We start from the raw sequence: 25,816 nt of genomic DNA, 5'->3' as shown, positions 1-25,816 counted from the left end.
TCCCCTTACGGGGTAACGGTAATTAAATCTAAAAAAAAGAGTAAGATTATAGACATCAAGAACGGCATGTTTCCGTCCCCTTACGGGGTAACGGTAATTAAATCTTGCGTGGTCTTATGAATTTGTAAATCTCCGCAAGTATCATGTTTCCGTCCCCTTACGGGGTAACGGTAATTAAATCAAGGTGGAAAATTATGATACAGGTGCAGAACATGTGTTTCCGTCCCCTTACGGGGTAACGGTAATTAAATCGAGTTTAAACGGAACAACAATAAAATATGGTTTTGCAATGTTTCCGTCCCCTTACGGGGTAACGGTAATTAAATCTAAGGGATTTAATTGCCAGATATAAAGATGATTGTACTGTTTCCGTCCCCTTACGGGGTAACGGTAATTAAATCGTCCTGTTCGTAAATTTTACTTGCAAAGGCGTTCTTGTTTCCGTCCCCTTACGGGGTAACGGTAATTAAATCTGGGAATAGGTGAATATTATGAAAATTATTAACGCTAGTTTCCGTCCCCTTACGGGGGAACGGTAATTAAATCACGGCAATTTACAATCATTCAGGAACTCAAATGTATGTTTCCGTCCCCTTACGGGGTAACGGTAATTAAATCTTTAGGGATGAATTGATTGCAATGAATGATATTGTATGTTTCCGTCCCCTTACGGGGTAACGGTAATTAAATCGTCTTGAAAAAAGGCGGCGTTCTCATATTCAAATGGAACGTTTCCGTCCCCTTACGGGGTAACGGTAATTAAATCACTGTCTTCTGTAATAACCATAACCATGCGGTTCATTTGATGATTTGCGGGGCAAAAGGATGTAAAGCACCTTCTCATTCAATTACACCTCCAAAATCAGTCAAAAATGGCTTTATTATCACAACGGGGATAAACACCTTCAAAAGACAGGAAATAATTCCATTTTTATTATAACTTACTTTTTTAAAGGTAAGCAAGAAAAAGCCTTTCTAAAAACTGCTTACCCTTTTCTAAACACGAAAAGATACTCATGAACAATGAGCAAAAAATTATACTTTACGCTGTTCGTATGCCGTGCATCTTCCGGCTTACCTACGGTAGCCGGAATAATCCACATATTGTCGACTCGCATCGCTCCTTCAATACGTTCTTGTGTACAAAGAGAGGCTACTCGCCGCGAAAAAACACCCCACTTTTGAGCCGCTTCCTTGACCGAAATATATTCCATGACTTACTCATACCTTACTACATTGTAAATAATATATTCCTATTTCGGAACAATAGAAATACTAATAGCTTTATTATATATTATTGGGTTTCGGATCTGAAGATATTAAACAGACTTAATATCTTACCCGCACAAAAAACAGGGTCTCTCTCAATGAGAGGCCCTGTTTTTCCTTCTCCCTTATTCTACAAATACGGGTTTGTTATCTTCAAATTTTTCAATTCGTGCCAAGGATTCTACTCGGTATCCTTTATCTTCCAAGAGTTTTCTTCCCGGTTGGAAGGATTTTTCCACAACAATGCCGATGGCGACTACGGTGGCTCCCGCTTGTTCTACTATATTTGCCAGTCCTGCCGCTGCCGCCCCGCTGGCCAGGAAGTCGTCGATAATTAGGATTTTTTCGCCTGCCTTAATATAGTTACGGCTAATAGAGGCACGGTAGGTTTCTTCTTTTGTATAGGAGTAGATGTCCGTCATATATACGTCTGCCGCTGTGAGTAGGGATTTTTTCTTTCTTGCAAAGACGAGTGGTTTATTGCCCATAGCCACGGATGCGGCAAAGGCGACGGCAATGCCCGATGCTTCAATGGTGACAATGCGGTCGATACGTACATCCTTCAATCGTTTTGCAAATTCTTCCCCCATTTTTAGAACCAAGTCCGTATCGATTTGGTGGTTCAGAAAGTTGTCTATTTTCAAGATGCGGTTATCAATAATCGTACCGTCTTGCAAAATTCGTTGTTTCAGAGCTTCCATCCGTTCCTCCCGTATTTAGAAATATACTAAGGTTACGCCGTCACCGCCGTTACGTGCATCATCCAAGGTGTAGGACGTAACGAAGGGCAGTGTATCCAAATATTCATGTACTTGTTTGCGTAGGGCGCCGCTTCCCTTACCGTGAATAATACGCACAGGACTGAAGCCGGCCGCCAATGCTTGATCGAGAAAGCGCGATATATCTGGAATAGCTTCATTGCCGCGCTTTCCGATGACATTGAGTTCCGTCGCCACTTGTCCCGTTCGTGCCGGCCGATACGTTGACGAGGTATTTTCCCGTTTTTCCGCCACTTTCTGACGACTCAGCTCATCCGCATAGGGAGCACTGATGTCGCTTACATCTACACGAATGGTCATACCTCTTACCGATACGGTCAGTTTCTTACCGCGTATGTCATCTACCGTGCCGATGCTGTTCAAGGAGTTGACGAATACGGACTGCCCTTGTTTCAAGCGCTTAACATCGACAGGATCTCGTTTCGGCCCCGACAATTCGGGAACTGAAATCTGTTGGATAGCTCGACGGGCCTGATCGATGGCCTTGGCTTTTTCTCTGTCCAATGCATCTGACGACTGGCGCTTTAACTCGCGAATAATCTGTTCCGCTTCAAGACGCAATTTGCGCTTCAGTTCATTAGCTTCACGTCGGCTTGCATCCACAATATCTTGCCTTTTCGCCGTAACTTTTTCCTTTTCCTTACGCAAAGCCTCTTCGTGAGCCTTCGCTTCCTTCAAGCGCGTTGCCAACAGTTCTCGTTCTTCATCGATCTTGCGAAGTTGTGTATTGAGCCGTGTCAAAACAGCTTCCACATCGGCATCTTGGGCTTCATTACGTAACCGGTGGGCCTCTTCCAAAACGGCTTCAGGCATACCCAGTCGTTCGCTAATAGCCAGGGCATGACTGCTACCGGCCGAGCCGATGCGCAGTTTATATGTCGGTCGCAGTGTCTCCGTATCGAATTCGACGTGGCCATTTTCCACGCCTTCCGTGCGGTAGGCATAGTTTTTCAAGTCATTATAATGCGTCGTGACCATGGCTAAAGAGCCCTTACGTCGAAACTCATCCAAAATGGCGATGGCCAAGGCCCCGCCTTCACCCGGATCTGTGCCCGAACCCAATTCGTCCGTCAAAATGAGGTCACAAGCCGAGGCATGTTTCAAGATATAGACGATTTGCTTCATATGACTCGAAAAGGTACTGAGATTTTGAGCAATGTCCTGCTCATCTCCGATGTCGGCAAAGACGTCGCCAAATAGCGGTAACTGTGAACCGTCACTTACAGGAATAAACAGACCGGACTGATACATGAGGACAAGGAGTCCCAAGGTTTTCATGGACACGGTCTTACCGCCCGTATTAGACCCCGTAATCAGAAGGATGGAGTAGTCGCCTCCGAGAATTATCGTATTCGCCACGACCTTGTCGGCCTTAATCAGGGGATGGCGTGCATCATAAAGTTTAATAATCCGTTCGGATGTAAGTTGCGGACGTGTCGCCTTCATTTGCAGCGCCAACCGTCCCTTGGTAAGGGCAAATTCCAATTCCCCCGTCGTCATCGTGCTTTTATACAGGTCTTCATATTGTCCTGCAATAAGGGCTGTCAGACGGCGATAAATCCGTTCTATTTCCTTTTCTTCCGCCAACTTTGCCGTCTGCAGGTCATTATTCGCATCAACGACCGCCAAGGGCTCTACATATAAGGTCGCTCCACTGGCCGACATGTCGTGAACAATACCGGGAAAAGCATGCCGATATTCCTGCTTAACGGGAATAACACTGCGATTATTACGCACAGTAACCAAGGTATCCTGAAAGTACTTCTGATAGGATTTGTCGGCTAAAATCTGCTGAATGTACCGTTTCGTACGCCGTTCCAATTCGGCAATACGGGTGCGCAGTCGTGCCAATTCTACAGAAGCGTTATCGCGTACCTGGTGATTCTCATCAAAAACAGCCCCGACACGCTGTACGAGCAGGGAAAAATCTCCCAGTGTTTCGGCCCGTTGCGACAGTTGCGGATACTCCGCTTCCTTAGGGGCAAAAAAGTCCTGAATTTGCCCGTACCTCTGTGCATTTTCCCAAACGGCAATGCATTCATCGGCACTTAAAGTCACTTCTCGCTTCGCCTTTTCCAAAAAGGGTCGAATATCCGTAATTCCGCCCAAAGGTATTTGCCCTTCTTTTTCCAGGCAAACGACGGCCTCTTCCGTATCGGTCAAACTTTTGACAACCGTATCTTCATCCGTATCCGGTTTTAAGGCCCGTGCCGCCTCCTTCGACAATCGAGACGGGGCTAAGCGCACCAGCATGTCCCTAATCTGAGAAAAACCCAAGATGCGCATACTTCGTTTATTCATAATCTCTCCTATATATCCGTAATACTACGGAATAAGTGTCCGCGTGTAACGGTTTTATCGTCCTTACCGAAAAGGACGGAGCGATCACCGGCACAAAGGCGAGCATATTTGCTCGTCACCGCTTCAATCCATTTCGGATCCCGGTGCCGTGCTTCAATGCGCACGGCCTTAACACCTGCATGCATCAATTTATCAAAATACGGAGCCATATCCGTATCCTTACTGTTTAAGATATGATTGCGACAGAACTGATCCGTAACAATTTCAAACCGTTCGCCGCGGCGGTCTTCCAGGTAAAAGCGACTGCCTACACAACGCGACGGGCATCCGGCCTTTACTCCCGTACCGACATGAGCCGCAATCTGACAATACTCCGTAATCATGAGTTCCGCCTTGCCGGCTACGACGACTTCAACAGGTAACTTCTGCAACGACGCCAGTCGTTCAATCTGCTTCCACGTCATTTCACACGAAGCCGTAATGGCCGAACAGCCGACTTCTTCGTATATAAAAGCTGCCTGTGAGTTGAAGATATTTAAATACTGATCACCGATGATAAAACAGTTCGGCCCTTCTTCGTGTACTAAAGAGAAAATCCCCGGTGTATTGGCGTAAATTCCGTCTACACCTGCCCGGATCGCACTTTGCAGTTCCCGACGAATCCGTTCCGTATCCGCTTGCTTCATAACACGCGGTGTTCCGGCCCAAACGGGAACATTCGACTTATGCCCTATGGCTACGGCCTTTTTCCAAATTTCGTAAGTAAATGAAGCATGGCTATAGGATTCGCCGCCGAAGATCAGTCTCTTTGCGCCGCCTCTGACCGCGGCTTCCAGGCCTTCGAGACTGTCACAGTGCACTACCGTAAGAGGGATATCCGTCATCAAGTCCGCCTGTTTTTGTCGCCAGGGACAGGCCGTACCTGCCGGTGGTCGCCTGTACTCTTCCAAGCGGGCTTGGGTCATGGCGGCTACGGTTCTTCTGCGCAAGTCGTTTAAGATACTGACAGGTATCATATATTCTTCAGATGCTAAGGTGACAGATGCCGCTTCAAAGGGCGTATTCCCGAGTTTACTAAACTGTCCCTGCACAACGTCTGAAGTCGTCGGTCGCTTACGAGCCACTTCAGGCTTATAGTCGGAGCATACCGAAACGGTATGTCCTCCGTCATCCCAGGCCAAACACTTCAAGTAGCCTTCTTCATCCGTTTCAACGTGAAAATACAAAGGTATTTGCCGATTCTTATACGCCTCTTCACTCTTATCATCCGCCTTTTCGGCAATTAAAAAGAGACGCCCCTTCATCATATCCTTACGCCGTACTGTCAGTTCCGCCTGCGTATCCGATAGGTTCGTCACGTCCTGAACCTCATCAACCGCTTCGTGGCCGTCCGAACGAATTACTTTTATTGTATCGCCTATATGAACAGGCACCTGAAGGTAAGCATTCAAAATACGTTCATGCACCTTCGTTACCGTCCCTACTTCTTTACCTTTATTCCTACCGGCTCCGGACGTAGCCGTTTCAAGACCCACTGTGCTATGTAAAAAGTCAGACTGCCTGCCTCGATTAAAGCTCGTACCCAATAGCTCCCGGCCTTGTGCAAGTGCCTTTTCCTTCTGTCTTTCATTTCCGTAAACACCGTCTATAACCCGGCGATAGGCCGAAACGACATCATATACGTATGCGGGGCTCTTCATACGGCCTTCAATTTTCAAAGAACCTACACCGGCTTTTAAAAGAGCCTCTATATCGTCTAATGCACTAAGGTCTTTTAAGCTCAACAGATAGGCCTTATCCGTCTTGACCGCATCATTTTCATATAAGGTGTAGGGCAATCGGCAAGGCTGTGCACAGGCTCCTCTGTTGCCGCTGCGCCCGCCGAAAAAGCTGCTCATCAAGCATTGTCCCGAATAAGACATACACGACGCCCCGTGAATAAAGATTTCCACGGTCAAATCCGTTTCCTTGCAAACCGCTTCAATTTCTTTGAGCGACAATTCTCGTGACAAGACGACTTGCGTAAAGCCCAGGGATTGTAAAAAACGAGCTCCTTCGAGGTCGGCTACGGTCATTTGCGTACTACCGTGTAAGGGTAAGTTCGGAGCCGCCTTCCGAGCCACTGCGGCAACGGCCAAATCCTGAACAATAATTCCGTCCGTGTCGATTTCGTCGAGAAAGCGAATGTATTCCGTCAGTTCGCCCATTTCCGCATCGCTAATCAGAATATTCACCGTTACATATACCTTGACACCGAACAAGTGAGCCGTTTCCACAGAGGCTTTCAATTCGTCGTTGTCCAAATTATGTGCATATTTGCGGGCATTAAAAGCCTTGCCGCCCAAATACACGGCATCGGCTCCGGCGGCAATAGCCGCTTTTACGTGGTCCGCCGATCCGGCCGGTGCCAACAGTTCCGCCATGGTAGTCGTCCTTTCCCATATCAATAGTTTTTCTTACCGTACAACTGCGTAATTTGAAAAACAGACGGATATATATCCGTCTGTTTATACTCCGTACGGGAAGATGTATGTTTTGTTGTTTCTATCGTATATTACTTTTCTTATTATAGGTATACGAGTCGGGTCTGTCAACGACAACGAATCTTGAAAACGCGTAGGTATGCGGTTTATACCTTCCAATCCGTATACTGTCGACTCAGTTCATAATATTCCGTAACGCCGTGTTTCGTCCCGGCCACATCTTCATCATTGGTGGATCGTATAACTTTAGCAGGATTACCGAAGGCCAGAGATCTGTCAGGAATCTTTTTACCTTGAGTTACTAAGGAGTAAGCCCCGACTATACATTCCTTACCTACTTCCGTCCATCCCATGACGCAAGAACACATACCGATAAGAGTACATTCACCTACGCGACTGCCGTGTACCATACAGTTATGGCCGATTAGGACATACGGTTCAATGGTAAGAGGTGTATCGATATCGGCATGTAAGGTCGAATTATCCTGTATATTTGTATAGGCTCCTACATGAATCGGAGCAATATCACCGCGAATAACTACGTTAGGCCAAATGCTGACTCCTTCATCAATCGTTACATCCCCGATAATTACGGCTGTAGGCGCAATCATAGCCGTTTCATGAATATGCGGGGTCTTATTACCCAGCGTATGTATATGTGCCATACTTCTACCTCCCTTTTGTACATATTATACCATTTGCAACAGATGAGCGGCTACCGTCTCTATTCATAAGTCCGCAAAATACCCTTATTCCCTATGCTTTAAAAATATACTTCAAAGGTATTGATTTATGGTTTAAGTTATCGTATACTATAACTAACAAATAAATATTATTGATTATCTATTGTTCAGTTTACTATGGAGGTAAGAACATGAGCGTATACGAGTATAAAGTAAAAAATGTTAAAGGTGAATCGGTAGATTTATCGCAATATAAGGGTAAGGTACTGATTATTGCCAATACGGCCAGCAAATGCGGCTTTACACCCCAGTATGAAGGGCTGGAAAAATTATATAAAGAATATAAAGACCAAGGGCTTGTAGTTCTCGGCTTCCCGTCCAATCAGTTTTTGGAACAGGAACCGGGCACGAATGATGAAGCGGCTTCGTTCTGCAAATTAAATTACGGCGTAACTTTTCCCGTTTTCGCAATTACGGACGTGCGCGGCGACAATGCCGAGCCCCTCTTCAAGTACTTAAGCAATGCGGCTCCTTTTAAGGGTTATGAAGAAAGCAAAGAATCGGGCCAATTGATTAAAAAAGTAGTAGGCGAATATTACCCGGAAAACTTGGAAGGCAACGGTATTAAATGGAATTTCACGAAATTCCTCGTAAGCAAAGACGGTACGCAAATTACCCGCTTTGAACCGAGCACGACTCCCGAAGAAATGGAAGCAGCCGTAAAGGCGGCTCTGTAAAAAGATTACCTGTTTACTAAAAAGTGAGGTGGATTTCATATGAAACAATATGTTCAAGAATCTTATAATTTATATATCGACGGTCAGTGGGTGCCTTCATCGGACGGCAAGACCTTTAAGGAATACAATCCGTCGAACGGCGAATTTCTCGCCGAAGTAAGCGAAGCAACGAGAGACGATGTGGATAAGGCCGTCAAAGCGGCGACCAAAGCCCTGGAATCGTGGAAGCATACCTCTCCGGCAGAACGTCAAAATCTGTTGCTCAAAATTGCCGATATTATTGATGCCAATGCAGACCATCTGGCTATGGTGGAAACCCTGGATAACGGCAAACCCTTACGCGAAACTAAGGCGGTCGACATCGCCTTAGGTGCCGATCATTTCCGCTATTTCGCCGGCGTTGTCCGCACGGAAGAAGGCCGGGCTATGATGATTGATGATAAAACCTTAAGTCTCGTCGTACATGAGCCCATAGGGGTAGTCGGCCAAATCGTTCCCTGGAACTTCCCTTTCCTCATGGCTGCGTGGAAGTTAGCTCCCGTTTTGGCTGCCGGTTGCACTACGGTCCTCAAACCGTCGAGCTCTACATCCTTAAGCGTTCTCGAATTGATGCGTCTCATCGGCCCCGTTGTCCCTGCCGGTGTCATTAACGTTGTCACAGGCGGAGGTTCCCGCTCCGGTCAGTATCTTCTCGATCATCCGGGCTTACAGAAATTAGCCTTTACAGGCTCTACGGAAATCGGCTACGACGTATATAAGGCGGCACAACAGAAAATGATTCCCGCTACTTTGGAATTAGGCGGCAAATCCGCCAATATTTACTTTGATGATTGCCGTTGGGATATGGCCATGGACGGAGCCCAGTTGGGTATTCTCTTTAACCAGGGTCAGGTTTGCTGCGCCGGCTCCCGAATTTTCGTACAAGAAGGTATTTACGATAAATTTATTCACGATCTGGCAGAACGCTTTAACCGCGTAAAAGTAGGTCTTCCCTGGGAAGATGGCGTTCAAATGGGTTCTCAGATCGATGCCAAGCAAGTCAAGAAGATCTTGGAATACATTGAAATCGGTAAGAAAGAAGGCGCTCGCCTCGTATGCGGCGGTGAAAAGATTGAATCCGGCGGCTTGGAAAAAGGCAACTTCATTCGCCCCACTATTTTTGCCGACGTGACGAATGATATGCGCATTGCCAAAGAAGAAATCTTCGGTCCCGTCGTTTCCATTATTAAATTCAAGACGGAAGAAGACGTCATCGCCATGGCCAACAATAGTGAATACGGTTTAGGCGGTGCCGTGTGGACCCGTGATATTAACAGGGCTATTCGTGTAGCCAACTCCATTGAAACCGGTCGAATTTGGATCAATACATATAATGCCATTCCGGCAGGTGCTCCGTTTGGCGGCTATAAAGAATCCGGTATCGGTCGTGAAACGGATAAGACCACCATCGACCACTACAGACAGACGAAAAATATTTATATCAACCTTTCCGAAGCCCCCTCGGGCTTGTACGAAAGTTAAGTATATAGAAAGCAATCTCACCTCCTAAGAAAGAGAGGCCTTACCCTTCGGGTAAGGCCTCTCTTCATTTATAAATTGAACAGCTCCATATGCTTGACCGTTTCTCCGTCATCATCGAAGATAACTTGTCCCTTAACCTTTTCTCCCTGTAAAAGGCGGGGTAACCAAATTCGATCCCCTTGCCACATATGGTCATACGGTATTTCTTCAGGTAAGAAAAAAGCAGGCTTCATTTCTTCAGACTCCACGGGTTCGCCTTGCCAAGTTTCGGTCATGTAAATATAGGTAATATGGTCATCTTTCGGCTTTTTGGAAAAGTGAAAATCTAAAAACCCGATGAGGTCCAAATCGTCCGTATTTATCCTGATTCCCGCTTCTTCACGGACTTCCCGAACGGCACAAGCTCGAAAAGTCTCCTTTCCTTCCAACTTTCCTCCGAAGCCGTTCCATTTGCCCGCTCCGAAGCCTCTCTTTTTACATCCCAAGAGAAGGCGACCCGCAGGGTCCACAGGAAAACATAAGGTGGTCGGTTTCATTCCCGTCCCCCTTACTTGGAACCCATTTTCTTAAACTGTTCGTGTTCTTCATTGAGTTCATAAAGAACGGTCCGTAAGGTCCATGATATATTATTAGGTGTCAACATGGCTTTTAAGGGGACATGCTTTAATTTACCGCGCTTAATGGCTTCCAACAGTTCCCCGGCGGCACTGCGATCGAAGCCGCAAAGAACGATAGCTTCTTTAGTAACCGGTTTTGCATCTTCAGGTATGGCTACGCCTTCTTCACTTTCTTGGGCCAAGGCCGCAATTTCTTTAATTTCATCTTCCGATAACCCCAAGAGTTTCCCTACGGTTTCATCTTTTTCTTCTTCCGTAACGGCTCTGACGGCAGCCTTGGAAATCAGACTGACATGCTTGAGAAGCCGCAATCTTTCGGCATCAAAGTTCAAGGCCAAGACGGTTCTATATGACATATGAATTTCCTCCCTTACAAAAAAAGCGTTGCAGTTGCCTGCAACGCTTTATGCTGCAATACGCCTGCATTGCAGAAAGTTTGTTATACCAATTCGATGATAACCATCGGAGCGGCGTCGCCTTGGCGGACACCGGCTTTGATGATACGCGTATAGCCGCCCTGGCGATCCTTGTATTTCGGAGCCACTTCATCAAAGAGTTTCTTTACTACATCTTCATCCATCATGTATGCCATTACCTGACGGCGTGCGTGCAAATCGCCGCGTTTAGCAAGGGTCAACATTTTATCCGCAACTTTGCGAAGTTCTTTTGCCTTAGCTTCCGTCGTTTCAATGCGTTCATGCTGGAATAAAGAGGTAACAATGCCACGCAATAATGCTTTACGTGCAGAGCTGTCGCGTCCCAACTTTCTATAAGCCATCGTTCATCCTCCTCGTTATTCTTCTTCTTTTAATTTATAGCCGAACTGGCTGAGTTTTTCAATAATTTCTTCAACAGACTTGCTGCCGAGATTGCGAATCTTACCCAAATCCGACTTCGTATGAGAAATCAGTTCTTTAATGGTGTAAATATTAGCACGCTTCAAGCAGTTCGATGCTCGAACGGATAATTGCAGCGTATCGATGGATTCGTCGCCGCCTTCTCCCATATCCGTACCGTCAGCACCCGCTCCTTCAGCATTAGCACCGTTCGCACCGGCACCGAGTTCGTCTTCCGTAAACTTACCTTGTTGCAAGTTTCGACCCGGAGCAGCCAGTTGTTTGATTTTTTCCAAATAGGACGACAAAATGCTGGCCGATTCCGCCATAGCATCTTCTGCCGTAAGGCTGCCGTCCGTCAAAACTTCCATGGTCAACGAATCATAGTCCATTTCGTTGCCTACCCGAACATTACCAACTTCATACTTAGCCCGCAAAATAGGGGAGAAAATAGAGTCGATAGGAATAACGCCGATGACGTCCGTATCCTTCTTGTTCTTCGTCGAGGGCACATAGCCCTTACCCCGTTCGATATGGCACTGCATACGAATATGCGCATCTTCATCGAGTGTCGCTATATGAAGGGTCGGGTTTAAAATTTCTATGTCTGAGTTTACGTTGAGGTCCGCTGCCGTAAAATCGCATTCTCCGGAGATATCTACGATAATATCCGCTTCCATCTGATCTTCCTTATGGAATTTCATTCGAACCTGTTTTAAGTTCAAAATGATTTCCGAAACATCTTCCCGTACGCCGGGGATGGTCGTAAATTCATGAAGAATACCGTCAATCTTAATGGACGTAATGGCTACGCCTTCCAATGACGATAAAAGAATGCGCCGTAAGCTGTTCCCCAAGGTGATTCCATAACCCCGATCAAGAGGTTTGCATACGAATTTTCCAAACGTTCCGTCTCCGTCAAGCATATCGGATGTCACTTTAAAGATATTGTCATTACTCATTGTGGAAAATCCTCCCGTTCCAGAATCAAAATCAATCGCCTAAGGGCTATTGATTATACACGTCTCCGTTTAGGCGGGCGGCAACCGTTATGCGGAATAGGGGTAACGTCTTTAATGGAATTAACTTCTAATCCAGCTGCCTGCAATGCGCGAATTGCGGCTTCACGTCCGGAACCGGGGCCTTTTACGAATACTTCTACCTGACGAAGGCCGTGTTCCATAGCGGCTTTTGCAGCCTGTTCAGCAGCCATCTGTGCAGCAAAGGGAGTGCTTTTACGAGAACCGCGGAAACCGAGGCCGCCGGCACTTGCCCAAGAAAGAGCGTTGCCCTTTGTATCGCTGATCGTAACGATCGTATTATTGAATGTAGAACGGATATGAGCTGCACCGGATTCTACGTGCTTCTTTTCTTTTCTTTTGTTGCTTCTTACATTGTTCTTAGCCAAAATCGTGTCCCTCCTTACTTAAATATTATTTCTTCTTACCTGCAATAGCTTTTCTCGGACCTTTACGAGTACGAGCATTCGTCTTCGTGCGCTGACCGCGAAGGGGCAGACCCGAACGATGACGTTTGCCGCGATAGGAGTTTACTTCAATAAGGCGTTTAATGTTCAATGCCGTTTCACGACGGAGGTCGCCTTCAACCTTGTATTCTTCACCGATTGTTTCACGAATCTTCTGTACTTCGTCTTCCGTCAAATCGCGAACGCGTGTATCCGGATTGATACCCGTTTTAGCAAGAATTTCCTGGGAAGAGGAAAGACCGATACCGTAAATGTATGTTAAACCAATTTCAACTCGTTTGTCGCGCGGTAAATCCACGCCGGCTATACGTGCCATCTAATATTTCACCTCCGGACTATTAACCTTGTTTTTGTTTATGTTTCGGGTTTTCGCAAATAACCATTACACGGCCTTTGCGCTTAATGATTTTGCATTTATCGCAAATCTTTTTTACTGACGGTTTTACCTTCATATTTACCTCCTACGCAAAGTTACTTGAAGCGATATGTAATACGACCGCGACTCAAGTCATAGGGCGTAAGCTCCATGGTGACTCTGTCACCGGGCAGAATACGGATAAAATTCATACGCATCTTACCGGAAACGTGAGCCAAAATAATGTGGTCGTTTTCCAATTTTACCTTAAACATGGCGTTCGGTAAAGCTTCAACAACTACGCCTTCAACTTCAATAACATCTTCCTTCGACATGTATTAACCCTCCCCGGTCATGTTCCGTTGTCCTTTTTTTACCAGTTCACGTATGTGCAAGTCATCGCGACAGGCGTCGGGATTTGCACTCGGTCCCAAAGGCCGTAAGTGACGGCAGTTTTTCTTCTTGCAGTCGCTTTTCGGATATTTCCTTCCGTCGGCAACGTACACGTACGGCCCTTGAGCCGTACCGATAACCGCATACACCCTTCCTTTATCTTTACCTGCCAGACTGAGAACCGTCATTCCGACAGGAATACGAACCGTGTCCATTATGACGGTAAGGTCAGGATTTCCGGACCGTGATCGGTAATGGCAACGGTATGCTCAAAATGGGCGGCCGGTTTCTTGTCCTGCGTAATAACGGTCCAACCGTTATCAAGCTGGCGTACCTTTTCAGTACCCATGGCAATCATCGGTTCAATGGCCAAGACCATCCCTTCTTCCAAGACAATGCCGTGGCCCGGTCGACCGTAATTCGGTACTTCCGGGGCTTCATGCATATCCGTTCCGATACCGTGACCCACATAATCGCGGACCACTCCGTATCCGAACGATTCGGCATGAGCCTGAACGGCATGGCCGAGATCTCCCATGTGTTTGCCGGCTACAGCTTGTTCAATGCCCTTATACAGACATTCTTCCGTAACCTGTAATAACTTGAGAGTATCAGGTGCTACATCGCCGACAGGAATCGTAATCGTTGAATCACCGTGATAGCCGTCTTTGTTTACAACCAAATCGACGCTGATAATATCACCGTCGTGTAATTTTCTATGACCGGGAATACCGTGAACGACTTCTTCATTCACGCTGGCACAAATGGTCGCCGGGAATCCGTAGTATCCCTTACAGCTGGGAAAAGCACCCTGACTGCGAATATATTCTTCACAACGGCGGTCCAGTTCTTGTGTCGTCACACCCGGCACGGCAAGTTCGCGCATGAGCATCAGTGCGTCTGCCGTAATTCTTCCGGCTGCACGAATATACTCAATTTCGCGGTTAGACTTTAAAATAATCATGTTACTTGCCCTTTTCAAGACTCGCTACAATGGCGTTGAAGACGGAATCCATATCCTGTTGACCGTCTACTTCGATATACAAATTCGAACTCTTATAGTAGTCGATCAACGGTTTGGTTTGTGCCGCATATACGGCAAGGCGTTTCTTAACCGTTTCCATTTTGTCGTCATCGCGCTGATACAATTCGCCGCCGTCCTTATCGCAAACGCCGTTTTCCTTAGGCGGTTTCGAAGTCAAGTGGTAGGTTGCACCGCAACTGCGGCAAATGAGTCGACCCGTCGTACGACGAACCAATTCTTCATCAGGAACGGCAATATTGATGACCCCGTCCAACTTAATACCGAGATCACTCAAGATAGCGTCAAGAGACACGGCCTGCGACGTCGTACGCGGGAATCCGTCAAGGATAAACCCTTTCTTGCAATCGTCTTTGGCTAATCGTTCTCTGACAATACCGATGGTAACGGCATCAGGAACTAACTGACCGTTATCCATGTATTTTTTGGCTTCCAATCCCAAAGGTGTTTGTTCCTTAACTGCTGCACGGAACATATCGCCTGTGGAAATTTGAGGAATGCCGTACTTTTCAATCAATCGTTCGGCCTGTGTGCCTTTACCGGCACCCGGAGGGCCCATTAAGAGAATATACACTCAAACTGCCTCCTTATTATTTCACAAAGCCTTGGTACTGCTTATTGAGTACCAACGATTCGGCCTGTTTCATCGTATCGATGGCAACACCGACGACGATAAGCACTGCCGTACCGCCGAAGTAGACGCCTTGAATTCCCGTAATCCAACCGATAAAATTCGGTAAGATTGCTACGAAAGCGAGGAAAAAAGCACCTGCCAAGGTAATGCGTGTCATAATTCTGTCAATATACCGTGCTGTCGGTTCGCCCGGACGAATACCGGGAATAAACCCGCCATACTTCTGCATATTCTCCGTCATCTGCGGGATGTTCAAAGAAATAGCCGTATAGAAGTAGGTGAAGAAGATGATAAGCACGGCATAAGCCACCGTATTAGCCAACGTCCCCCAACCGAAGACCTGTGCCAGCCATTGAATCGTATCATTCTGAATGAACTGAGCAATCGTAATCGGGAACATCAACACCGATGAAGCGAAGATGATGGGAATAACGCCGGCCTGATTGACCTTTAACGGAATGTGCGTCGAATGACCGCCGTACATTTTACGGCCTACTACACGTTTCGCATACTGTACGTTTACACGTCTTTGCCCTTGAGTAACCTCAACGACGATGACGATCATGAACAGTGCGATTAAGGCAAACAGTGCCGCCTGGAAGATGTTAATCGTTCCTGCCTGCACGTATTGATACAGCGTATTTACGCCGTTCGGGAAGCGAGCCACGATACCGGCGAAAATAATCAGCGAAATACCGTTACCGATACCACCTGCCGTAATCTGATCACCGAGCCACATGAGGAAGCACGTGCCTGCCGTAAGAATAACGGCAACCATAAGCACTGTCGTCCAGCTGTTATCGATTAAGGCATTGTTGACCTTCAAGGCATAACTCATGGCAAAGGCCTGAATAAAGCCGAGAAGAACCGTTCCGTAACGAGTAACTTTCTGAATTTTATCACGTCCGTCCTGATTGTCCTTGGACCACTGTTCAAAAGTGGGAACGACGGCCGTTAAAAGCTGCATAATAATTGACGCATTGATATACGGCGTAATACTCATTGCCAGTACGGAGAACTTGGAAAGAGCACCGCCTGAGAACAAGTCCAACAAGCCGAAGAGATTGCCGCTGTTGAAGAGGCCTTCAATAGCCGCTGCGTCAACGCCCGGCACGGGAATGTGCACCCCGAGCCTGAAAATAATAAACATGATTAAGGTGAATACTGCACGTTTACGGAATTCGGGAACGTTCAGAACGTTCTGAATACTTTCTAACACCTTAAATCACCTCTACTTTACCACCGGCTGCTTCGATTTTCTGCTGTGCAGACTTGGTAAAGCCCTGAGCTACGACGGTAAGTTTTCTTTCCAATTCACCATTACCCAGGATACGAACGCCGTCGCGGACATTTTTCAAAATGCCGGCTTCAACGAGAGCGACCGGATCAACCGTCGTTCCGTCTTCAAAGCGATTCAATGTTGCTACGTTAACTTCCGCATATTCCTTGCCCCAAACATTTTTGAAACCGCGTTTCGGAAGTAAACGATACAAAGGCATCTGGCCGCCTTCAAACCCCGGACGTACACCGCCGCCGCTACGGGAATTCTGACCTTTCATACCTTTACCGGCCGTTTTGCCGTTACCGGAACCGATACCGCGACCTACACGATTGCGTTTCTTCTTGGAACCGGGGATAATGCTCATTTCATGAAGTTTCAATTCAGCGCACCTCCTTTGTATTAGATTTCTTCTACTTTAATCAAGTGCTGTACTTTATGAAGCATGCCCTTAATTTGAGGCGTAGCTTCTTTGACAACGCTGGAGTTCGTTTTATGCAAGCCGAGAGCCGTAACGGTCGCACGCTGATCCTGCGGACGGCCGGCCAAGCTGCGGACGAGCGTAACTTTAACTTGTGCCATTATGTGTACCCTCCTTATTAACCGTAAATTTCTTCTACAGTCTTACCGCGGAGTTCTGCCACTTCTTTAACGTCCTTCAACTGGCTCAAGCCTTCGATTGTTGCACGAACCATGTTGTTGGGGTTGGAAGAACCGAGGGACTTGGTGAGGATATTACGTACACCGACCAATTCCAGAACGGCACGAACGGGGCCGCCTGCAATAACGCCGGTACCTTCTGCAGCGGGTTTCAACATAACCTTACCTGCACCGAAGACACCCGTCGTTTTATACGGAATGGAACCGTTTTTAAGATTTACTGTAACCAAATGTTTTTTCGCATCTTCAACGCCCTTGCGAATAGCTTCGGGAACTTCGCCGGCTTTACCTAATCCTGCGCCTACACGACCGTTGCCGTCACCGACAACTACCAACGCACTGAAGGAAAAACGGCGGCCGCCCTTAACTACTTTAGCAACGCGGTTGATGAATACGACGTTTTCTTGTAACTCAAGACCTGTATGGTCAACTTTTGCCATGTGTTGTTTCCTCCCTGATTAGAATTTCAAGCCTGCTTCGCGTGCTGCGTCGGCCAACGCTGCTACACGACCGTGATAGACATACCCGCCGCGGTCGAATACAACCGTCGTAATGCCTTTGGCAACAGCACGTTCCGCAACCAATTTACCGACCAGTGCCGCACCTGCTTTATTACCGCCGCTAGCCTGGCCCTTCAATTCTTTGTCCAAGGTGCTGGCGGATACCAATGTTTCACCCTTAACATCGTCAATTACTTGAGCGTAAATATTGTTAAGGCTACGGAATACGTTCAAACGCGGGCGTTCCGCCGTCCCGTTTATATGCTTACGTAAACGCCAATGACGTTTTACGCGAATCGCATTTTTACTGGATTTCAAGGAATTCACTCCTTTCTATAGTAACGAATTATTATTTCTTCGTACCGGCTTTACCGGCTTTACGACGTACATGTTCACCTGCATAACGAATACCCTTGCCCTTATACGGTTCAGGTAAACGATAACCGCGAATCTTCGCTGCAAATTCACCGACATGTTCGTTATTGGCACCGGATACTACGATCTGTGTAGCACTGGGGCATTCAACCTTAACACCTTCGGGAACATCAAGTTCAAGCGGATGCGAGAAACCGAGCGTAAGAGCCAATTTATTGCCCTTCATTTGTGCTCTGTAGCCGACGCCGACAATTTCAAGATTCTTCGTGAAACCTTCGGTTACGCCTGTTACCATATTGGCAACGAGAGCTCTCGTAAGACCGTGAAGTGCACGGTGATTTTTTTCTTCAGACGGACGTTCTACTGTAATAACGTTGTCCTGTACTGTAACTTTCATATCCTGGTGGAGCGTACGGGTCAGTTCACCTTTCGGTCCTTTGACGGAAATAACGGGACCGTCAATTTTAACCGTTACGCCTGCCGGGATATCAATAGGCATTCTACCTACTCGTGACATATCGACACCTCCAAAATTTACCAGACGTAGGCGATAACTTCGCCGCCCAGACCTAATTTACGAGCCGTTTTGTCGCTCATTACGCCTTGAGACGTAGAGATTACGGCAATCCCCAAACCGCCGAGTACGCGCGGAAGTTCTTCCTTCTTAGCATAAACTCGTAAACCGGGTTTGGAAATTCTTTTAATGCCGCTGATTACTTTTTCTTTATTGGAACCGTATTTCAACGTAACTTTAAGAGTTTTACCGTTGTTAACGGATTCAAAATTCTTAACAAAGCCTTCTTCTTTCAAGATGTTAAGCACTGCAGCTTTAACCGTAGAAGCAGGCATTTCCACCTTTTCGTGATATGCCGAATTGGCATTACGGATGCGTGTAAGCATATCCGCAATCGGATCGGACATTGACATGTGTAAAAACCTCCCTTCGTCTCTATCTTACCAGCTGGCTTTACGAACGCCAGGAATTTGACCTTTATACGCCAAGTCACGGAACGTAATACGACTAATGCCGAATTTACGCATGTAGCCATGGGGGCGACCCGTTACTTTGCAACGATTGTGCAGACGTACAGGAGATGCGTTTGCCGGTAACTGGGAAAGTGCTTCGTAGTCGCCTTTAGCCTTTAATTCAGCACGGAGTGCCGCATATTTGGCTACCATTTTTTCGCGTTTCTTTTCGCGTTCAAGCATCGACTTCTTTGCCATCTATGATTTCCTCCTTATTATTGCTTTTCAAAAGGCATGCCCATTAACGTCAACATATCGCGACCTTCTTCGTCGGTCTTAGCTGTCGTTACAATTGTAATATCCATGCCGCGAGCTTTATCGATCTTGTCATATTCGATTTCCGGGAAAATCAGCTGTTCTTTCAAGCCGAGCGTATAGTTGCCGCGGCCGTCAAAACCCGTTGCGCTGATACCGTGGAAGTCACGTACACGGGGCAATGCCAAGTTCATCAATTTATCGAGGAATTCATACATCCGTTCGCCGCGAAGCGTGACTTTGCAACCCAAATTCATGCCTTCACGAACTTTGAATGCAGCAATGGATTTCTTTGCTTTCGTAATGATAGGCTTCTGGCCGGAGATAATTGTCATATCGCCGACTGCTGCGTCCAACGCTTTGGAGTTCGTAACAGCTTCGCCTACTGCCATGTTGATAACAACCTTAGTTACCTTCGGAAGTTCCATGACATTCTTGTAGTTGTATTTTTCCTGTAATCCTTTCACTACTTCGGAAAGGTATTTGTCTTTTAATCTGGACACTCTCAAGGCCCTCCCTTCTTATTAGATAGCTTTGCCGCTCTTTACGGCCGTACGTACCTTCGTTCCGTCCGCCTGCGTAACCGTTTTTACGCGAGTCGGTTTGCCGCTTTCCGGATCGACGAGCATAACGTTGGAAACGTGAATGGGAGCTTCCTTCGTAATAATACCGCCTTGAGGATTGTTCTGACTCGGTTTCGTATGGCGTTTTACTTGGTTCAGGCCTTCTACGACAACGCGGTCTTTTTTCGGGTATGCCGCAATGACCTTGCCTTGTTTGCCCTTATCTTTACCTGCGATGATAACTACCGTATCACCGGTTTTAACGTGCATTTTTCCCATATTAGAACACCTCCTCCGTTATAATACTTCCGGAGCCAAGGAGATGATCTTCATGAAATCTTTTTCACGCAACTCTCTGGCAACCGGCCCGAATATACGAGTACCCTTAGGGCTTTTATCTGCATTGATTACGACTGCTGCATTTTCATCGAAGCGAATGTACGAACCGTCGGCACGACGCAATCCTTTTTTCGAACGAACTATAACAGCCTTGACAACGTCGCCTTTCTTGACAACGCCTCCGGGTGTTGCATCTTTAACAGTCGCAGTGATGATATCACCGATATTACCGTATTTGCGATACGAGCCACCCATGACCTGGATGCACAAAACTTTTTTGGCACCGGTGTTATCGGCAACATTCAACATCGTTTCTTGCTGAATCATGGCTTAACCTCCTAATTAATCGAAGCTTATTTAGCTTTTTCTACTACCGTTACGACTCGCCAATGTTTTTGTTTAGACAAGGGACGGGTTTCTTCGATGCGTACGATATCACCGATACGGCATTCGTTGTTTTCATCATGAGCTTTGAACTTTACAGTCGAGATGACAGGTTTCTTGTACAAGTCATGCTGTTCTTTGTATTCAACGGCAACGACAACGGTCTTATCCATTTTATCGCTGACGACTTTGCCTACGCGGACCTTACGTTCATTTCTTTCCATCTGTATGTGTGACCTCCTTTTAGATTAACCTTACCGGCTTATGCATGTAATTCTGCTTCACGTTGAACCGTTTTAATGCGAGCAATCGTTTTCTTGACTTCACGAATGCGCATAGGATTTTCTAATTGGCCGGTCGCATGTTGAAAACGGAGGTTAAACAATTCTTCTTTAAGGCTAACCACCTTTTCATCCATTTCGGCAGCGCTCAGAGCACGGATTTCTTTAACCTTCATTTTGTTCACCACCTAATTCCTGACCTTTGACAACAAACTTAGTCTTGATCGGCAGCTTATGGCCTGCAAGACGCATAGCTTCGCGAGCGATAGTCGGATTTACACCGCCCATTTCGAAGAGTACGCGGCCCGGTTTAACAACTGCTACCCAGTATTCGGGCGAGCCCTTACCGGAACCCATACGTGTTTCTGCCGGTTTTGCCGTAATCGGCTTGTCCGGGAAAATTTTAATCCAAACTTTGCCGCCACGTTTGATATAACGTGTCATAGCAATACGGGCTGCTTCGATTTGACGGTTGGTAATCCAAGCCGGTTCGAGTGCAACTAAACCGTAATCGCCGTGAGCGACTTTGTTACCGCGTTGAGCAGTACCTTTCATGCGACCGCGGAACTGTTTACGATGCTTTACTCGTTTCGGAATTAACATTACTTAGCACTCCCTTCACGCTTATTTTGCGGAGCTTTTTTAGCTTCCGGTAAAATTTCACCTTTGTAAATCCAGCATTTGATACCGATACAACCGTACGTTGTATGTGCTTCTGCCGTACCGTAATCAATATCCGCACGGATTGTATGCAAAGGAATGGAACCGTCACGTACGCTTTCGCTACGTGCGATTTCAGCACCGCCGAGACGACCGGAGCACATGATTTTAATACCCTGTGCACCCATACGCATGGTGCGGCCGATGCTCTGCTTCATGGCACGACGGAAGCCGATACGGCGTTCCAACTGGCTTGCCACATTTTCAGCTACAAGTGTAGCGTCCAATTCGGACTGTTTAATTTCAGCAATGTTAACGTCTACGGTTTTATCCGTGAAAGCCTTCAATGCTTTTTTAATATCTTCAATACCTGCACCGCCGCGGCCGATAACCATACCCGGTTTTGCAGTGTGAATAATCAACTTGATCCGTTTTGCGGAACGTTCGATTTCAATACGGGAAACACCTGCGATATAGAGCTGTTTCTTTAAGAATTCACGGATTCGTACGTCTTCGTTCAAAAGTGTTGCATAGTCTTTTTCAGCATACCATTTGGCATCCCAAGGTTTTACAACACCGACACGAAACCCATGGGCATTTACTTTTTGACCCACTACATTTCCCTCCTTACGCTCTTTCTTTTACTACTACAGTCACATGACTGGATTTTTTAAGAATTTTGAAAGCCTGTCCACGGCTACGCGGATGGATACGTTTCATTGTCGAGTCTTGGTCAACGAAAATTTCCGAAATGTACAAAGCATCGACATTCATATCATTGTTATGTTCCGCATTGGCTGCTGCAGAGCGAATGACTTTTTCTACAACCTTGGAGCCGACTTTCGGTGTAAACTTCAAGATTGCCATAGCTTCGCTCACATTTTTTCCCCGGACCAAATCGGCTACGATGCGGATTTTACGGGGAGCGATACGGACGTGTTTAGCAATTGCTCTTGCTTCCATCTGTCATTACCTCCCTTATTTTGTAACTTTTTCCGATTTAGCGTGGCCTTTAAATGTACGGGTAGGTGCGAATTCGCCCAATTTATGACCAACCATATCTTCTGTAACATATACGGGCACGTGCTTACGGCCGTCGTGAACGGCAATCGTATGTCCGACGAAGTTCGGCAAAATCGTAGATGCACGAGACCAGGTTTTTACTACTTTCTTTTCGTTGGCTTCGTTCATTGCATCGATCTTCTTAACGAGATGCGCAGCGACAAACGGGCCCTTCTTTACGGATCTGGACACTTATATATCTCCTTTCACGACCTATTTGCGTCTCTTCACGATAAACTTATTGGAAGCTTTCTTCTTGTCACGTGTCTTCACGCCGTAAGCAGGTTTACCCCAAGGAGTAACCGGACGTTTACGACCGACAGGCGACTTACCTTCACCACCGCCATGGGGATGATCGCACGGGTTCATAACAACACCGCGGTTGCCGGGACGAACGCCCAACCAACGGCTACGACCGGCTTTGCCGATTGTAATGTTTTCATGATCCGGGTTGCTGACCACACCGATTGTAGCGCGGCAGTTTACATGAACCTGACGCAATTCGCCGGAAGGAAGACGCAAGAGTGCGTAGTTGCCTTCTTTAGCAATAAGCTGCGCCGAAGAACCGGCAGAGCGAACGAGCTGAGCGCCTTTACCGATTTTCAATTCCACGTTGTGTACAACCGTACCGAGAGGAATACGTCCCAACGGCAATGCATTGCCGATTTTGATATCCGATTCAGGACCGGATACAACGACCGTACCGACTGTAAGACCGTGGGGAGCAATGATATATTTCTTTTCGCCGTCTGCATAGTTGAGCAGTGCGATGTTAGCGGAGCGGTTAGGATCGTATTCGATCGTAGCTACTTTCGCCGGAATATTATCTTTAATTCGTTTAAAATCAATTATACGATAGCGACGTTTATGTCCGCCGCCCTGGTGACGAACCGTCATCTTACCGCTGTTATTGCGACCGCCTTTATTGGTCAACTTAGCCAATAAGGACTTTTCCGGTTTGGACGTCGTAATATCTTCAAACGTCGAAACGGTCATGAAGCGACGGCCAGCGGAGTACGGTTTAAATGATTTAATGGCCATTATATGGTGCCTCCTCCTTTATATCGTTCTACCTAAGCGCCTTCAAAGAATTCGATTGTTTCGCCTTCATGAAGGGTTACGATGGCTTTCTTGTAATCCGGGCGCTTGCCGATGTATTTACCCATACGCTTGAATTTACCTGTCATGCGGATGGTGTTTACACTCTTGACCTTGACGCCGAAAACAGCTTCTACAGCTTTACGGATTTCAATTTTATTGGCATGAAGCGACACCTTAAATGTATATTTGCCATCAGACATCATCATCGTCGTTTTTTCCGTGATGACCGGTTTTACCAAGATATCATGCATCATCATTATGCGAGCACCTCCTCAATCTTAGCTACAGCGCTCTTTGTAATGAACAATTTCGTGTAGTGTAACAAATCGAAGATGTTCATATTTTCCGTAGATACGGACTTCACGCCCTGAAGATTACGTGCGCAGCGAGCCATTACTTCGTCGCCGTCCGTAATAAACAGGACTTTTTCGCCGGAGAACTTGAAGTTGTCAACAACTTTTACGACTTCTTTTGTCTTCGGAGCCGCCAAAACGATTTCGTCAAGAACGAAGAGTTCGTTCGTGTTAACTTTATCGCTCAGTGCGGATTTAACAGCAAGACGTCTTGCCTTGCGAGGCATTTTCTGTTCGTACGAACGAGGTTGCGGACCGAAGACCGTACCGCCGCCGACCCACAAAGGACTGCGCGTACTGCCTACACGTGCCCGGCCGGTTCCTTTTTGTTTCCAAGGTTTTCTGCCGCCGCCGCGTACGAGACCTCTCGTTTTAGTAGCATGTGTGCCCAAGCGTTCGTTGGCCAATTGACGGAGAACAGCCTGTCTCATGACAGCTTCGTTCACTTCAACGCCAAATACGCTGTCGTTTAATTCCATTTCACCGGTTTGCGCACCGGCAATATTATACGTACTTACTTTCGGCATTTATATTATCCTCCTTCCTGTTTGACAATATTATCTGGGTTTTACAGTATCACGAATCATTACGATGCTGCCTTTAGGGCCCGGGATACCGCCTTTAATCAAGATGATGTTCTTTTCCGTATCGACTTTAACAACCGAAAGGTGAAGAACTGTTGCCTGATTGCCGCCCATTTGTCCAGGAAGCTTTTTACCTTTGATGACTTTACCGCCACCACCGGAAATCATAGGTCCGAGAGAACCGGGTTCACGATGAGATTTGGAACCGTGTCCCATAGGTCCGCGGTGGAAACCGTGACGTTTAATCGTGCCGGCAAACCCCTTACCTTTTGTGGTGCCAACTACGTCGACGAGATCGCCGCTTGCGAAAATATCAGCTGCCAGAGTTTGGCCTACCGTATATTCCGGTGTATCTGTCAGACGCAGTTCGCGTAAATGCTTCACAGGACTTACGCCTGCTTTGTCGAACTGACCCTTAACGGGTTTGGTTAAGTGTTTTTCTTTGATTTCGCCGTAGCCGAGCTGAATCGAATTGTAACCGTCCGTATCAACCGTCTTAACACGAACCACTACATTCGGGGAAGCTTCTACGACAGTTACGGGGACTACAGCGCCTTCTTCAGTAAAGACCTGAGTCATGCCCAATTTCTTACCCAAAATAGCTTTAGACATAATCGCACCTCCTCCTATAATTTGATTTGAATGTCTACGCCTGCCGGAAGATCCAGTCTCATGAGCGCATCAACGGTTTTGGGTGATGCATTCAAAATGTCGATAAGACGCTTATGAGTGCGTAATTCGAACTGTTCACGAGAGTCTTTGTTCACATGGGGAGAACGAAGAATCGTGAAAATGTTCTTTTCCGTCGGAAGCGGAATCGGTCCGGATACCATTGCTCCTGTCCGTTTCGCCGTGTCGACGATTTTCGCCGCGCTCAGATCCAATGTCTTGTGATCATACGCTTTGAGGCGAATTCTGATTCTTTCCTGTTTTGCCATTACGTAATTCCTCCTATCGTTCGTTTCACGGAACGAACTGCTCCGCGGGAGTTTCCCCGAAAGACGGGCAACATCCCGTTTCATAGTTTTCTACGCGGCCACAAAAAGGGCATACGAATCCCAGTGCCACGTACTTGACTATTTTACTACAAATCGCAAAGCCATGCAAGCTGTTTTTGCCTATATCCCACGCCTTTTTTCTCGCTAAAAAGACACTTTTACGAAAGCCGCCGCTTCGATTCTTTTTTCGAAAACTTTGTCTTTTTGTATTGAACATTCTGTTGGCGACAAAAAATCTCCCTTGCCTAAACAAGGGAGAT

At 46.7% G+C, this 25,816-nt stretch carries 41 protein-coding genes and 1 CRISPR repeat array; of the genes, 2 read left to right on the top strand and 39 right to left on the bottom strand.

Annotated features, from left to right (window positions below; translation table 11 throughout):
• Window positions 1–67: 67 nt before the first annotated feature.
• Window positions 68–766: a CRISPR direct-repeat array (repeat unit 37 nt; unit sequence TGTTTCCGTCCCCTTACGGGGTAACGGTAATTAAATC).
• Between the two features lie 220 nt (window positions 767–986).
• The 5 genes from HMPREF9429_RS08495 to HMPREF9429_RS08475 form a co-directional block, all read right to left on the bottom strand.
• Window positions 987–1,214: a hypothetical protein gene (locus HMPREF9429_RS08495; RefSeq protein WP_006943171.1), complete on the bottom strand. Its 228-nt coding sequence runs from the start codon at window positions 1,212–1,214 to the stop codon at window positions 987–989.
• 180 nt (window positions 1,215–1,394) lie between these two features.
• Window positions 1,395–1,970: a xanthine phosphoribosyltransferase gene (locus HMPREF9429_RS08490; protein ID WP_006943170.1), complete on the bottom strand. Its 576-nt coding sequence runs from the start codon at window positions 1,968–1,970 to the stop codon at window positions 1,395–1,397.
• Window positions 1,971–1,985: 15 nt separating this feature from the next.
• Window positions 1,986–4,349: an endonuclease MutS2 gene (locus tag HMPREF9429_RS08485; RefSeq protein ID WP_006943169.1), complete on the bottom strand. Its 2,364-nt coding sequence runs from the start codon at window positions 4,347–4,349 to the stop codon at window positions 1,986–1,988.
• 8 nt (window positions 4,350–4,357) lie between these two features.
• A complete protein-coding gene (locus tag HMPREF9429_RS08480) occupies window positions 4,358–6,772 on the bottom strand; it encodes a DUF3656 domain-containing U32 family peptidase (protein WP_006943168.1) in 2,415 nt (804 codons plus the stop codon).
• Between the two features lie 206 nt (window positions 6,773–6,978).
• On the bottom strand, window positions 6,979–7,497 hold the full coding sequence (locus HMPREF9429_RS08475) for a gamma carbonic anhydrase family protein (RefSeq protein ID WP_006943167.1): 519 nt from the start codon (window positions 7,495–7,497) through the stop codon (window positions 6,979–6,981).
• 209 nt (window positions 7,498–7,706) lie between these two features.
• Here HMPREF9429_RS08475 and HMPREF9429_RS08470 point away from each other — a divergent pair, with 209 nt between their 5' ends.
• Together HMPREF9429_RS08470 and HMPREF9429_RS08465 are read left to right on the top strand one after the other, a co-directional pair.
• Window positions 7,707–8,252: a glutathione peroxidase gene (locus HMPREF9429_RS08470; protein ID WP_006943166.1), complete on the top strand. Its 546-nt coding sequence runs from the start codon at window positions 7,707–7,709 to the stop codon at window positions 8,250–8,252.
• Window positions 8,253–8,291: 39 nt separating this feature from the next.
• The gene (locus HMPREF9429_RS08465; protein ID WP_006943165.1) at window positions 8,292–9,773 is read left to right on the top strand and encodes an aldehyde dehydrogenase family protein; all 1,482 of its coding nucleotides are present in this window, start codon (window positions 8,292–8,294) and stop codon (window positions 9,771–9,773) included.
• A 68-nt stretch (window positions 9,774–9,841) separates the two neighbouring features.
• Here the strand turns inward: HMPREF9429_RS08465 and HMPREF9429_RS08460 are convergent, their stop codons facing one another.
• The 34 genes from HMPREF9429_RS08460 to HMPREF9429_RS09380 form a co-directional block, all read right to left on the bottom strand.
• Window positions 9,842–10,309, bottom strand: coding sequence for an 8-oxo-dGTP diphosphatase (locus HMPREF9429_RS08460; RefSeq protein ID WP_006943164.1), 468 nt, complete (start codon window positions 10,307–10,309; stop codon window positions 9,842–9,844).
• A gap of 11 nt (window positions 10,310–10,320) precedes the next feature.
• Window positions 10,321–10,746 carry a DUF3783 domain-containing protein gene (locus HMPREF9429_RS08455; RefSeq protein ID WP_006943153.1) on the bottom strand — a complete coding sequence of 142 codons (426 nt, stop codon included), beginning with the start codon at window positions 10,744–10,746 and terminating at the stop codon, window positions 10,321–10,323.
• Between the two features lie 83 nt (window positions 10,747–10,829).
• Window positions 10,830–11,168 (bottom strand): 50S ribosomal protein L17, encoded by a 339-nt coding sequence (gene rplQ, locus HMPREF9429_RS08450; RefSeq protein ID WP_006943152.1) that lies wholly within the window; start codon window positions 11,166–11,168, stop codon window positions 10,830–10,832.
• Between the two features lie 15 nt (window positions 11,169–11,183).
• Complete coding sequence (locus HMPREF9429_RS08445) at window positions 11,184–12,188, bottom strand: DNA-directed RNA polymerase subunit alpha (protein WP_006943151.1); 1,005 nt, start codon at window positions 12,186–12,188, stop codon at window positions 11,184–11,186.
• 53 nt (window positions 12,189–12,241) lie between these two features.
• Complete coding sequence (gene rpsK / locus HMPREF9429_RS08440) at window positions 12,242–12,634, bottom strand: 30S ribosomal protein S11 (RefSeq protein WP_006943150.1); 393 nt, start codon at window positions 12,632–12,634, stop codon at window positions 12,242–12,244.
• Window positions 12,635–12,659: 25 nt separating this feature from the next.
• A complete protein-coding gene (gene rpsM / locus HMPREF9429_RS08435) occupies window positions 12,660–13,028 on the bottom strand; it encodes a 30S ribosomal protein S13 (protein WP_006943149.1) in 369 nt (122 codons plus the stop codon).
• A gap of 22 nt (window positions 13,029–13,050) precedes the next feature.
• Window positions 13,051–13,164: a 50S ribosomal protein L36 gene (gene rpmJ / locus HMPREF9429_RS08430; protein WP_006791131.1), complete on the bottom strand. Its 114-nt coding sequence runs from the start codon at window positions 13,162–13,164 to the stop codon at window positions 13,051–13,053.
• Window positions 13,165–13,183: 19 nt separating this feature from the next.
• On the bottom strand, window positions 13,184–13,402 hold the full coding sequence (gene infA / locus HMPREF9429_RS08425) for a translation initiation factor IF-1 (protein WP_006791132.1): 219 nt from the start codon (window positions 13,400–13,402) through the stop codon (window positions 13,184–13,186).
• Window positions 13,403–13,405: 3 nt separating this feature from the next.
• Window positions 13,406–13,675, bottom strand: a complete 270-nt coding sequence (locus tag HMPREF9429_RS08420) for a KOW domain-containing RNA-binding protein (protein WP_006943147.1) — start codon at window positions 13,673–13,675, stop codon at window positions 13,406–13,408.
• Window positions 13,675–14,424, bottom strand: coding sequence for a type I methionyl aminopeptidase (map, locus tag HMPREF9429_RS08415; protein WP_006943144.1), 750 nt, complete (start codon window positions 14,422–14,424; stop codon window positions 13,675–13,677). The genes HMPREF9429_RS08420 and map overlap by 1 nt, the downstream gene beginning before the upstream one ends.
• A 1-nt stretch (window position 14,425) precedes the next feature.
• Complete coding sequence (locus tag HMPREF9429_RS08410) at window positions 14,426–15,076, bottom strand: adenylate kinase (RefSeq protein ID WP_040774545.1); 651 nt, start codon at window positions 15,074–15,076, stop codon at window positions 14,426–14,428.
• A gap of 16 nt (window positions 15,077–15,092) precedes the next feature.
• Complete coding sequence (gene secY, locus HMPREF9429_RS08405) at window positions 15,093–16,355, bottom strand: preprotein translocase subunit SecY (RefSeq protein ID WP_006943140.1); 1,263 nt, start codon at window positions 16,353–16,355, stop codon at window positions 15,093–15,095.
• Window position 16,356: 1 nt separating this feature from the next.
• Window positions 16,357–16,797, bottom strand: coding sequence for a 50S ribosomal protein L15 (rplO, locus tag HMPREF9429_RS08400; RefSeq protein ID WP_040774541.1), 441 nt, complete (start codon window positions 16,795–16,797; stop codon window positions 16,357–16,359).
• Window positions 16,798–16,817: 20 nt separating this feature from the next.
• On the bottom strand, window positions 16,818–16,997 hold the full coding sequence (gene rpmD, locus HMPREF9429_RS08395; protein ID WP_006943136.1) for a 50S ribosomal protein L30: 180 nt from the start codon (window positions 16,995–16,997) through the stop codon (window positions 16,818–16,820).
• 17 nt (window positions 16,998–17,014) lie between these two features.
• Complete coding sequence (gene rpsE / locus HMPREF9429_RS08390; RefSeq protein WP_006943135.1) at window positions 17,015–17,515, bottom strand: 30S ribosomal protein S5; 501 nt, start codon at window positions 17,513–17,515, stop codon at window positions 17,015–17,017.
• Window positions 17,516–17,533: 18 nt separating this feature from the next.
• A complete protein-coding gene (gene rplR, locus HMPREF9429_RS08385; protein ID WP_040774538.1) occupies window positions 17,534–17,893 on the bottom strand; it encodes a 50S ribosomal protein L18 in 360 nt (119 codons plus the stop codon).
• Window positions 17,894–17,924: 31 nt separating this feature from the next.
• Entirely contained in the window at window positions 17,925–18,467 is a 543-nt protein-coding gene (gene rplF / locus HMPREF9429_RS08380) for a 50S ribosomal protein L6 (RefSeq protein WP_040774535.1), read from the bottom strand.
• A gap of 17 nt (window positions 18,468–18,484) precedes the next feature.
• A complete protein-coding gene (gene rpsH / locus HMPREF9429_RS08375) occupies window positions 18,485–18,877 on the bottom strand; it encodes a 30S ribosomal protein S8 (RefSeq protein WP_040774532.1) in 393 nt (130 codons plus the stop codon).
• Between the two features lie 27 nt (window positions 18,878–18,904).
• Window positions 18,905–19,174 carry a 30S ribosomal protein S14 gene (gene rpsN, locus HMPREF9429_RS08370; protein ID WP_006943125.1) on the bottom strand — a complete coding sequence of 90 codons (270 nt, stop codon included), beginning with the start codon at window positions 19,172–19,174 and terminating at the stop codon, window positions 18,905–18,907.
• 17 nt (window positions 19,175–19,191) lie between these two features.
• Window positions 19,192–19,734 (bottom strand): 50S ribosomal protein L5, encoded by a 543-nt coding sequence (rplE, locus tag HMPREF9429_RS08365; protein ID WP_006943124.1) that lies wholly within the window; start codon window positions 19,732–19,734, stop codon window positions 19,192–19,194.
• Window positions 19,735–19,755: 21 nt separating this feature from the next.
• A complete protein-coding gene (gene rplX / locus HMPREF9429_RS08360) occupies window positions 19,756–20,073 on the bottom strand; it encodes a 50S ribosomal protein L24 (protein ID WP_006943119.1) in 318 nt (105 codons plus the stop codon).
• Window positions 20,074–20,091: 18 nt separating this feature from the next.
• Window positions 20,092–20,460 carry a 50S ribosomal protein L14 gene (gene rplN / locus HMPREF9429_RS08355; RefSeq protein ID WP_006943106.1) on the bottom strand — a complete coding sequence of 123 codons (369 nt, stop codon included), beginning with the start codon at window positions 20,458–20,460 and terminating at the stop codon, window positions 20,092–20,094.
• 26 nt (window positions 20,461–20,486) lie between these two features.
• Window positions 20,487–20,741 carry a 30S ribosomal protein S17 gene (gene rpsQ / locus HMPREF9429_RS08350; protein ID WP_006943105.1) on the bottom strand — a complete coding sequence of 85 codons (255 nt, stop codon included), beginning with the start codon at window positions 20,739–20,741 and terminating at the stop codon, window positions 20,487–20,489.
• A 38-nt stretch (window positions 20,742–20,779) separates the two neighbouring features.
• Window positions 20,780–20,974, bottom strand: coding sequence for a 50S ribosomal protein L29 (gene rpmC, locus HMPREF9429_RS08345; RefSeq protein WP_006943104.1), 195 nt, complete (start codon window positions 20,972–20,974; stop codon window positions 20,780–20,782).
• Window positions 20,964–21,401: a 50S ribosomal protein L16 gene (gene rplP, locus HMPREF9429_RS08340; protein ID WP_006943103.1), complete on the bottom strand. Its 438-nt coding sequence runs from the start codon at window positions 21,399–21,401 to the stop codon at window positions 20,964–20,966. The genes rpmC and rplP overlap by 11 nt, the downstream gene beginning before the upstream one ends.
• Window positions 21,401–22,072, bottom strand: a complete 672-nt coding sequence (rpsC, locus tag HMPREF9429_RS08335) for a 30S ribosomal protein S3 (protein ID WP_006943102.1) — start codon at window positions 22,070–22,072, stop codon at window positions 21,401–21,403. Before rpsC ends, rplP begins: the two co-directional genes overlap by 1 nt.
• Window positions 22,073–22,085: 13 nt before the next feature.
• Entirely contained in the window at window positions 22,086–22,421 is a 336-nt protein-coding gene (gene rplV / locus HMPREF9429_RS08330) for a 50S ribosomal protein L22 (RefSeq protein WP_006943096.1), read from the bottom strand.
• 15 nt (window positions 22,422–22,436) lie between these two features.
• Window positions 22,437–22,712 (bottom strand): 30S ribosomal protein S19, encoded by a 276-nt coding sequence (rpsS, locus tag HMPREF9429_RS08325; protein WP_006943090.1) that lies wholly within the window; start codon window positions 22,710–22,712, stop codon window positions 22,437–22,439.
• Between the two features lie 21 nt (window positions 22,713–22,733).
• Window positions 22,734–23,561: a 50S ribosomal protein L2 gene (gene rplB, locus HMPREF9429_RS08320; RefSeq protein WP_006943088.1), complete on the bottom strand. Its 828-nt coding sequence runs from the start codon at window positions 23,559–23,561 to the stop codon at window positions 22,734–22,736.
• 32 nt (window positions 23,562–23,593) lie between these two features.
• Entirely contained in the window at window positions 23,594–23,878 is a 285-nt protein-coding gene (rplW, locus tag HMPREF9429_RS08315; protein ID WP_006943086.1) for a 50S ribosomal protein L23, read from the bottom strand.
• Window positions 23,878–24,501: a 50S ribosomal protein L4 gene (gene rplD / locus HMPREF9429_RS08310; protein WP_006943085.1), complete on the bottom strand. Its 624-nt coding sequence runs from the start codon at window positions 24,499–24,501 to the stop codon at window positions 23,878–23,880. The genes rplW and rplD overlap by 1 nt, the downstream gene beginning before the upstream one ends.
• A gap of 30 nt (window positions 24,502–24,531) precedes the next feature.
• Complete coding sequence (gene rplC / locus HMPREF9429_RS08305) at window positions 24,532–25,170, bottom strand: 50S ribosomal protein L3 (RefSeq protein WP_006943084.1); 639 nt, start codon at window positions 25,168–25,170, stop codon at window positions 24,532–24,534.
• Window positions 25,171–25,184: 14 nt separating this feature from the next.
• Window positions 25,185–25,496 carry a 30S ribosomal protein S10 gene (gene rpsJ / locus HMPREF9429_RS08300; RefSeq protein WP_006943083.1) on the bottom strand — a complete coding sequence of 104 codons (312 nt, stop codon included), beginning with the start codon at window positions 25,494–25,496 and terminating at the stop codon, window positions 25,185–25,187.
• A gap of 25 nt (window positions 25,497–25,521) precedes the next feature.
• Window positions 25,522–25,816: hypothetical protein (locus HMPREF9429_RS09380; protein ID WP_006943082.1), on the bottom strand; the 295-nt coding region annotated here is incomplete at its 5' end.

This window comes from Megasphaera micronuciformis F0359 (assembly GCF_000165735.1).
GTDB lineage: Bacteria > Bacillota > Negativicutes > Veillonellales > Megasphaeraceae > Megasphaera > Megasphaera micronuciformis.
The sequence above is the reverse complement of the archived record's forward strand: the minus strand, read 5'-3'. Positions and strand labels throughout refer to the sequence as shown.

Excerpts from the sequence above, each read along its gene's own strand:
- HMPREF9429_RS08495 (WP_006943171.1), bottom strand. The coding sequence starts at position 1,214 with ATGGAATATATTTCGGTCAAGGAAGCGGCTCAAAAGTGGGGTGTTTTT.
- HMPREF9429_RS08490 (WP_006943170.1), bottom strand. The coding sequence starts at position 1,970 with ATGGAAGCTCTGAAACAACGAATTTTGCAAGACGGTACGATTATTGAT.
- HMPREF9429_RS08485 (WP_006943169.1), bottom strand. The coding sequence starts at position 4,349 with ATGAATAAACGAAGTATGCGCATCTTGGGTTTTTCTCAGATTAGGGAC.
- HMPREF9429_RS08480 (WP_006943168.1), bottom strand. The coding sequence starts at position 6,772 with ATGGCGGAACTGTTGGCACCGGCCGGATCGGCGGACCACGTAAAAGCG.
- HMPREF9429_RS08475 (WP_006943167.1), bottom strand. The coding sequence starts at position 7,497 with ATGGCACATATACATACGCTGGGTAATAAGACCCCGCATATTCATGAA.
- HMPREF9429_RS08470 (WP_006943166.1), top strand. The coding sequence starts at position 7,707 with ATGAGCGTATACGAGTATAAAGTAAAAAATGTTAAAGGTGAATCGGTA.
- HMPREF9429_RS08465 (WP_006943165.1), top strand. The coding sequence starts at position 8,292 with ATGAAACAATATGTTCAAGAATCTTATAATTTATATATCGACGGTCAG.
- HMPREF9429_RS08460 (WP_006943164.1), bottom strand. The coding sequence starts at position 10,309 with ATGAAACCGACCACCTTATGTTTTCCTGTGGACCCTGCGGGTCGCCTT.
- HMPREF9429_RS08455 (WP_006943153.1), bottom strand. The coding sequence starts at position 10,746 with ATGTCATATAGAACCGTCTTGGCCTTGAACTTTGATGCCGAAAGATTG.
- rplQ (WP_006943152.1), bottom strand. The coding sequence starts at position 11,168 with ATGGCTTATAGAAAGTTGGGACGCGACAGCTCTGCACGTAAAGCATTA.
- HMPREF9429_RS08445 (WP_006943151.1), bottom strand. The coding sequence starts at position 12,188 with ATGAGTAATGACAATATCTTTAAAGTGACATCCGATATGCTTGACGGA.
- rpsM (WP_006943149.1), bottom strand. The coding sequence starts at position 13,028 with ATGGCACGTATAGCCGGCGTGGATTTACCGCGCGACAAACGAGTTGAA.
- rpmJ (WP_006791131.1), bottom strand. The coding sequence starts at position 13,164 with ATGAAGGTAAAACCGTCAGTAAAAAAGATTTGCGATAAATGCAAAATC.
- infA (WP_006791132.1), bottom strand. The coding sequence starts at position 13,402 with ATGTCGAAGGAAGATGTTATTGAAGTTGAAGGCGTAGTTGTTGAAGCT.
- HMPREF9429_RS08420 (WP_006943147.1), bottom strand. The coding sequence starts at position 13,675 with ATGGACACGGTTCGTATTCCTGTCGGAATGACGGTTCTCAGTCTGGCA.
- map (WP_006943144.1), bottom strand. The coding sequence starts at position 14,424 with ATGATTATTTTAAAGTCTAACCGCGAAATTGAGTATATTCGTGCAGCC.
- rpmD (WP_006943136.1), bottom strand. The coding sequence starts at position 16,997 with ATGGCACAAGTTAAAGTTACGCTCGTCCGCAGCTTGGCCGGCCGTCCG.
- rpsE (WP_006943135.1), bottom strand. The coding sequence starts at position 17,515 with ATGGCAAAAGTTGACCATACAGGTCTTGAGTTACAAGAAAACGTCGTA.
- rplF (WP_040774535.1), bottom strand. The coding sequence starts at position 18,467 with ATGTCACGAGTAGGTAGAATGCCTATTGATATCCCGGCAGGCGTAACG.
- rpsH (WP_040774532.1), bottom strand. The coding sequence starts at position 18,877 with ATGTCAATGTCCGATCCGATTGCGGATATGCTTACACGCATCCGTAAT.
- rpsN (WP_006943125.1), bottom strand. The coding sequence starts at position 19,174 with ATGGCAAAGAAGTCGATGCTTGAACGCGAAAAGAAACGCGAAAAAATG.
- rplX (WP_006943119.1), bottom strand. The coding sequence starts at position 20,073 with ATGGGAAAAATGCACGTTAAAACCGGTGATACGGTAGTTATCATCGCA.
- rplN (WP_006943106.1), bottom strand. The coding sequence starts at position 20,460 with ATGATTCAGCAAGAAACGATGTTGAATGTTGCCGATAACACCGGTGCC.
- rpsQ (WP_006943105.1), bottom strand. The coding sequence starts at position 20,741 with ATGGAAAGAAATGAACGTAAGGTCCGCGTAGGCAAAGTCGTCAGCGAT.
- rpmC (WP_006943104.1), bottom strand. The coding sequence starts at position 20,974 with ATGAAGGTTAAAGAAATCCGTGCTCTGAGCGCTGCCGAAATGGATGAA.
- rplP (WP_006943103.1), bottom strand. The coding sequence starts at position 21,401 with ATGTTAATTCCGAAACGAGTAAAGCATCGTAAACAGTTCCGCGGTCGC.
- rplV (WP_006943096.1), bottom strand. The coding sequence starts at position 22,421 with ATGGAAGCAAGAGCAATTGCTAAACACGTCCGTATCGCTCCCCGTAAA.
- rplB (WP_006943088.1), bottom strand. The coding sequence starts at position 23,561 with ATGGCCATTAAATCATTTAAACCGTACTCCGCTGGCCGTCGCTTCATG.
- rplW (WP_006943086.1), bottom strand. The coding sequence starts at position 23,878 with ATGATGATGCATGATATCTTGGTAAAACCGGTCATCACGGAAAAAACG.
- rplD (WP_006943085.1), bottom strand. The coding sequence starts at position 24,501 with ATGCCGAAAGTAAGTACGTATAATATTGCCGGTGCGCAAACCGGTGAA.
- rplC (WP_006943084.1), bottom strand. The coding sequence starts at position 25,170 with ATGTCTAAAGCTATTTTGGGTAAGAAATTGGGCATGACTCAGGTCTTT.
- rpsJ (WP_006943083.1), bottom strand. The coding sequence starts at position 25,496 with ATGGCAAAACAGGAAAGAATCAGAATTCGCCTCAAAGCGTATGATCAC.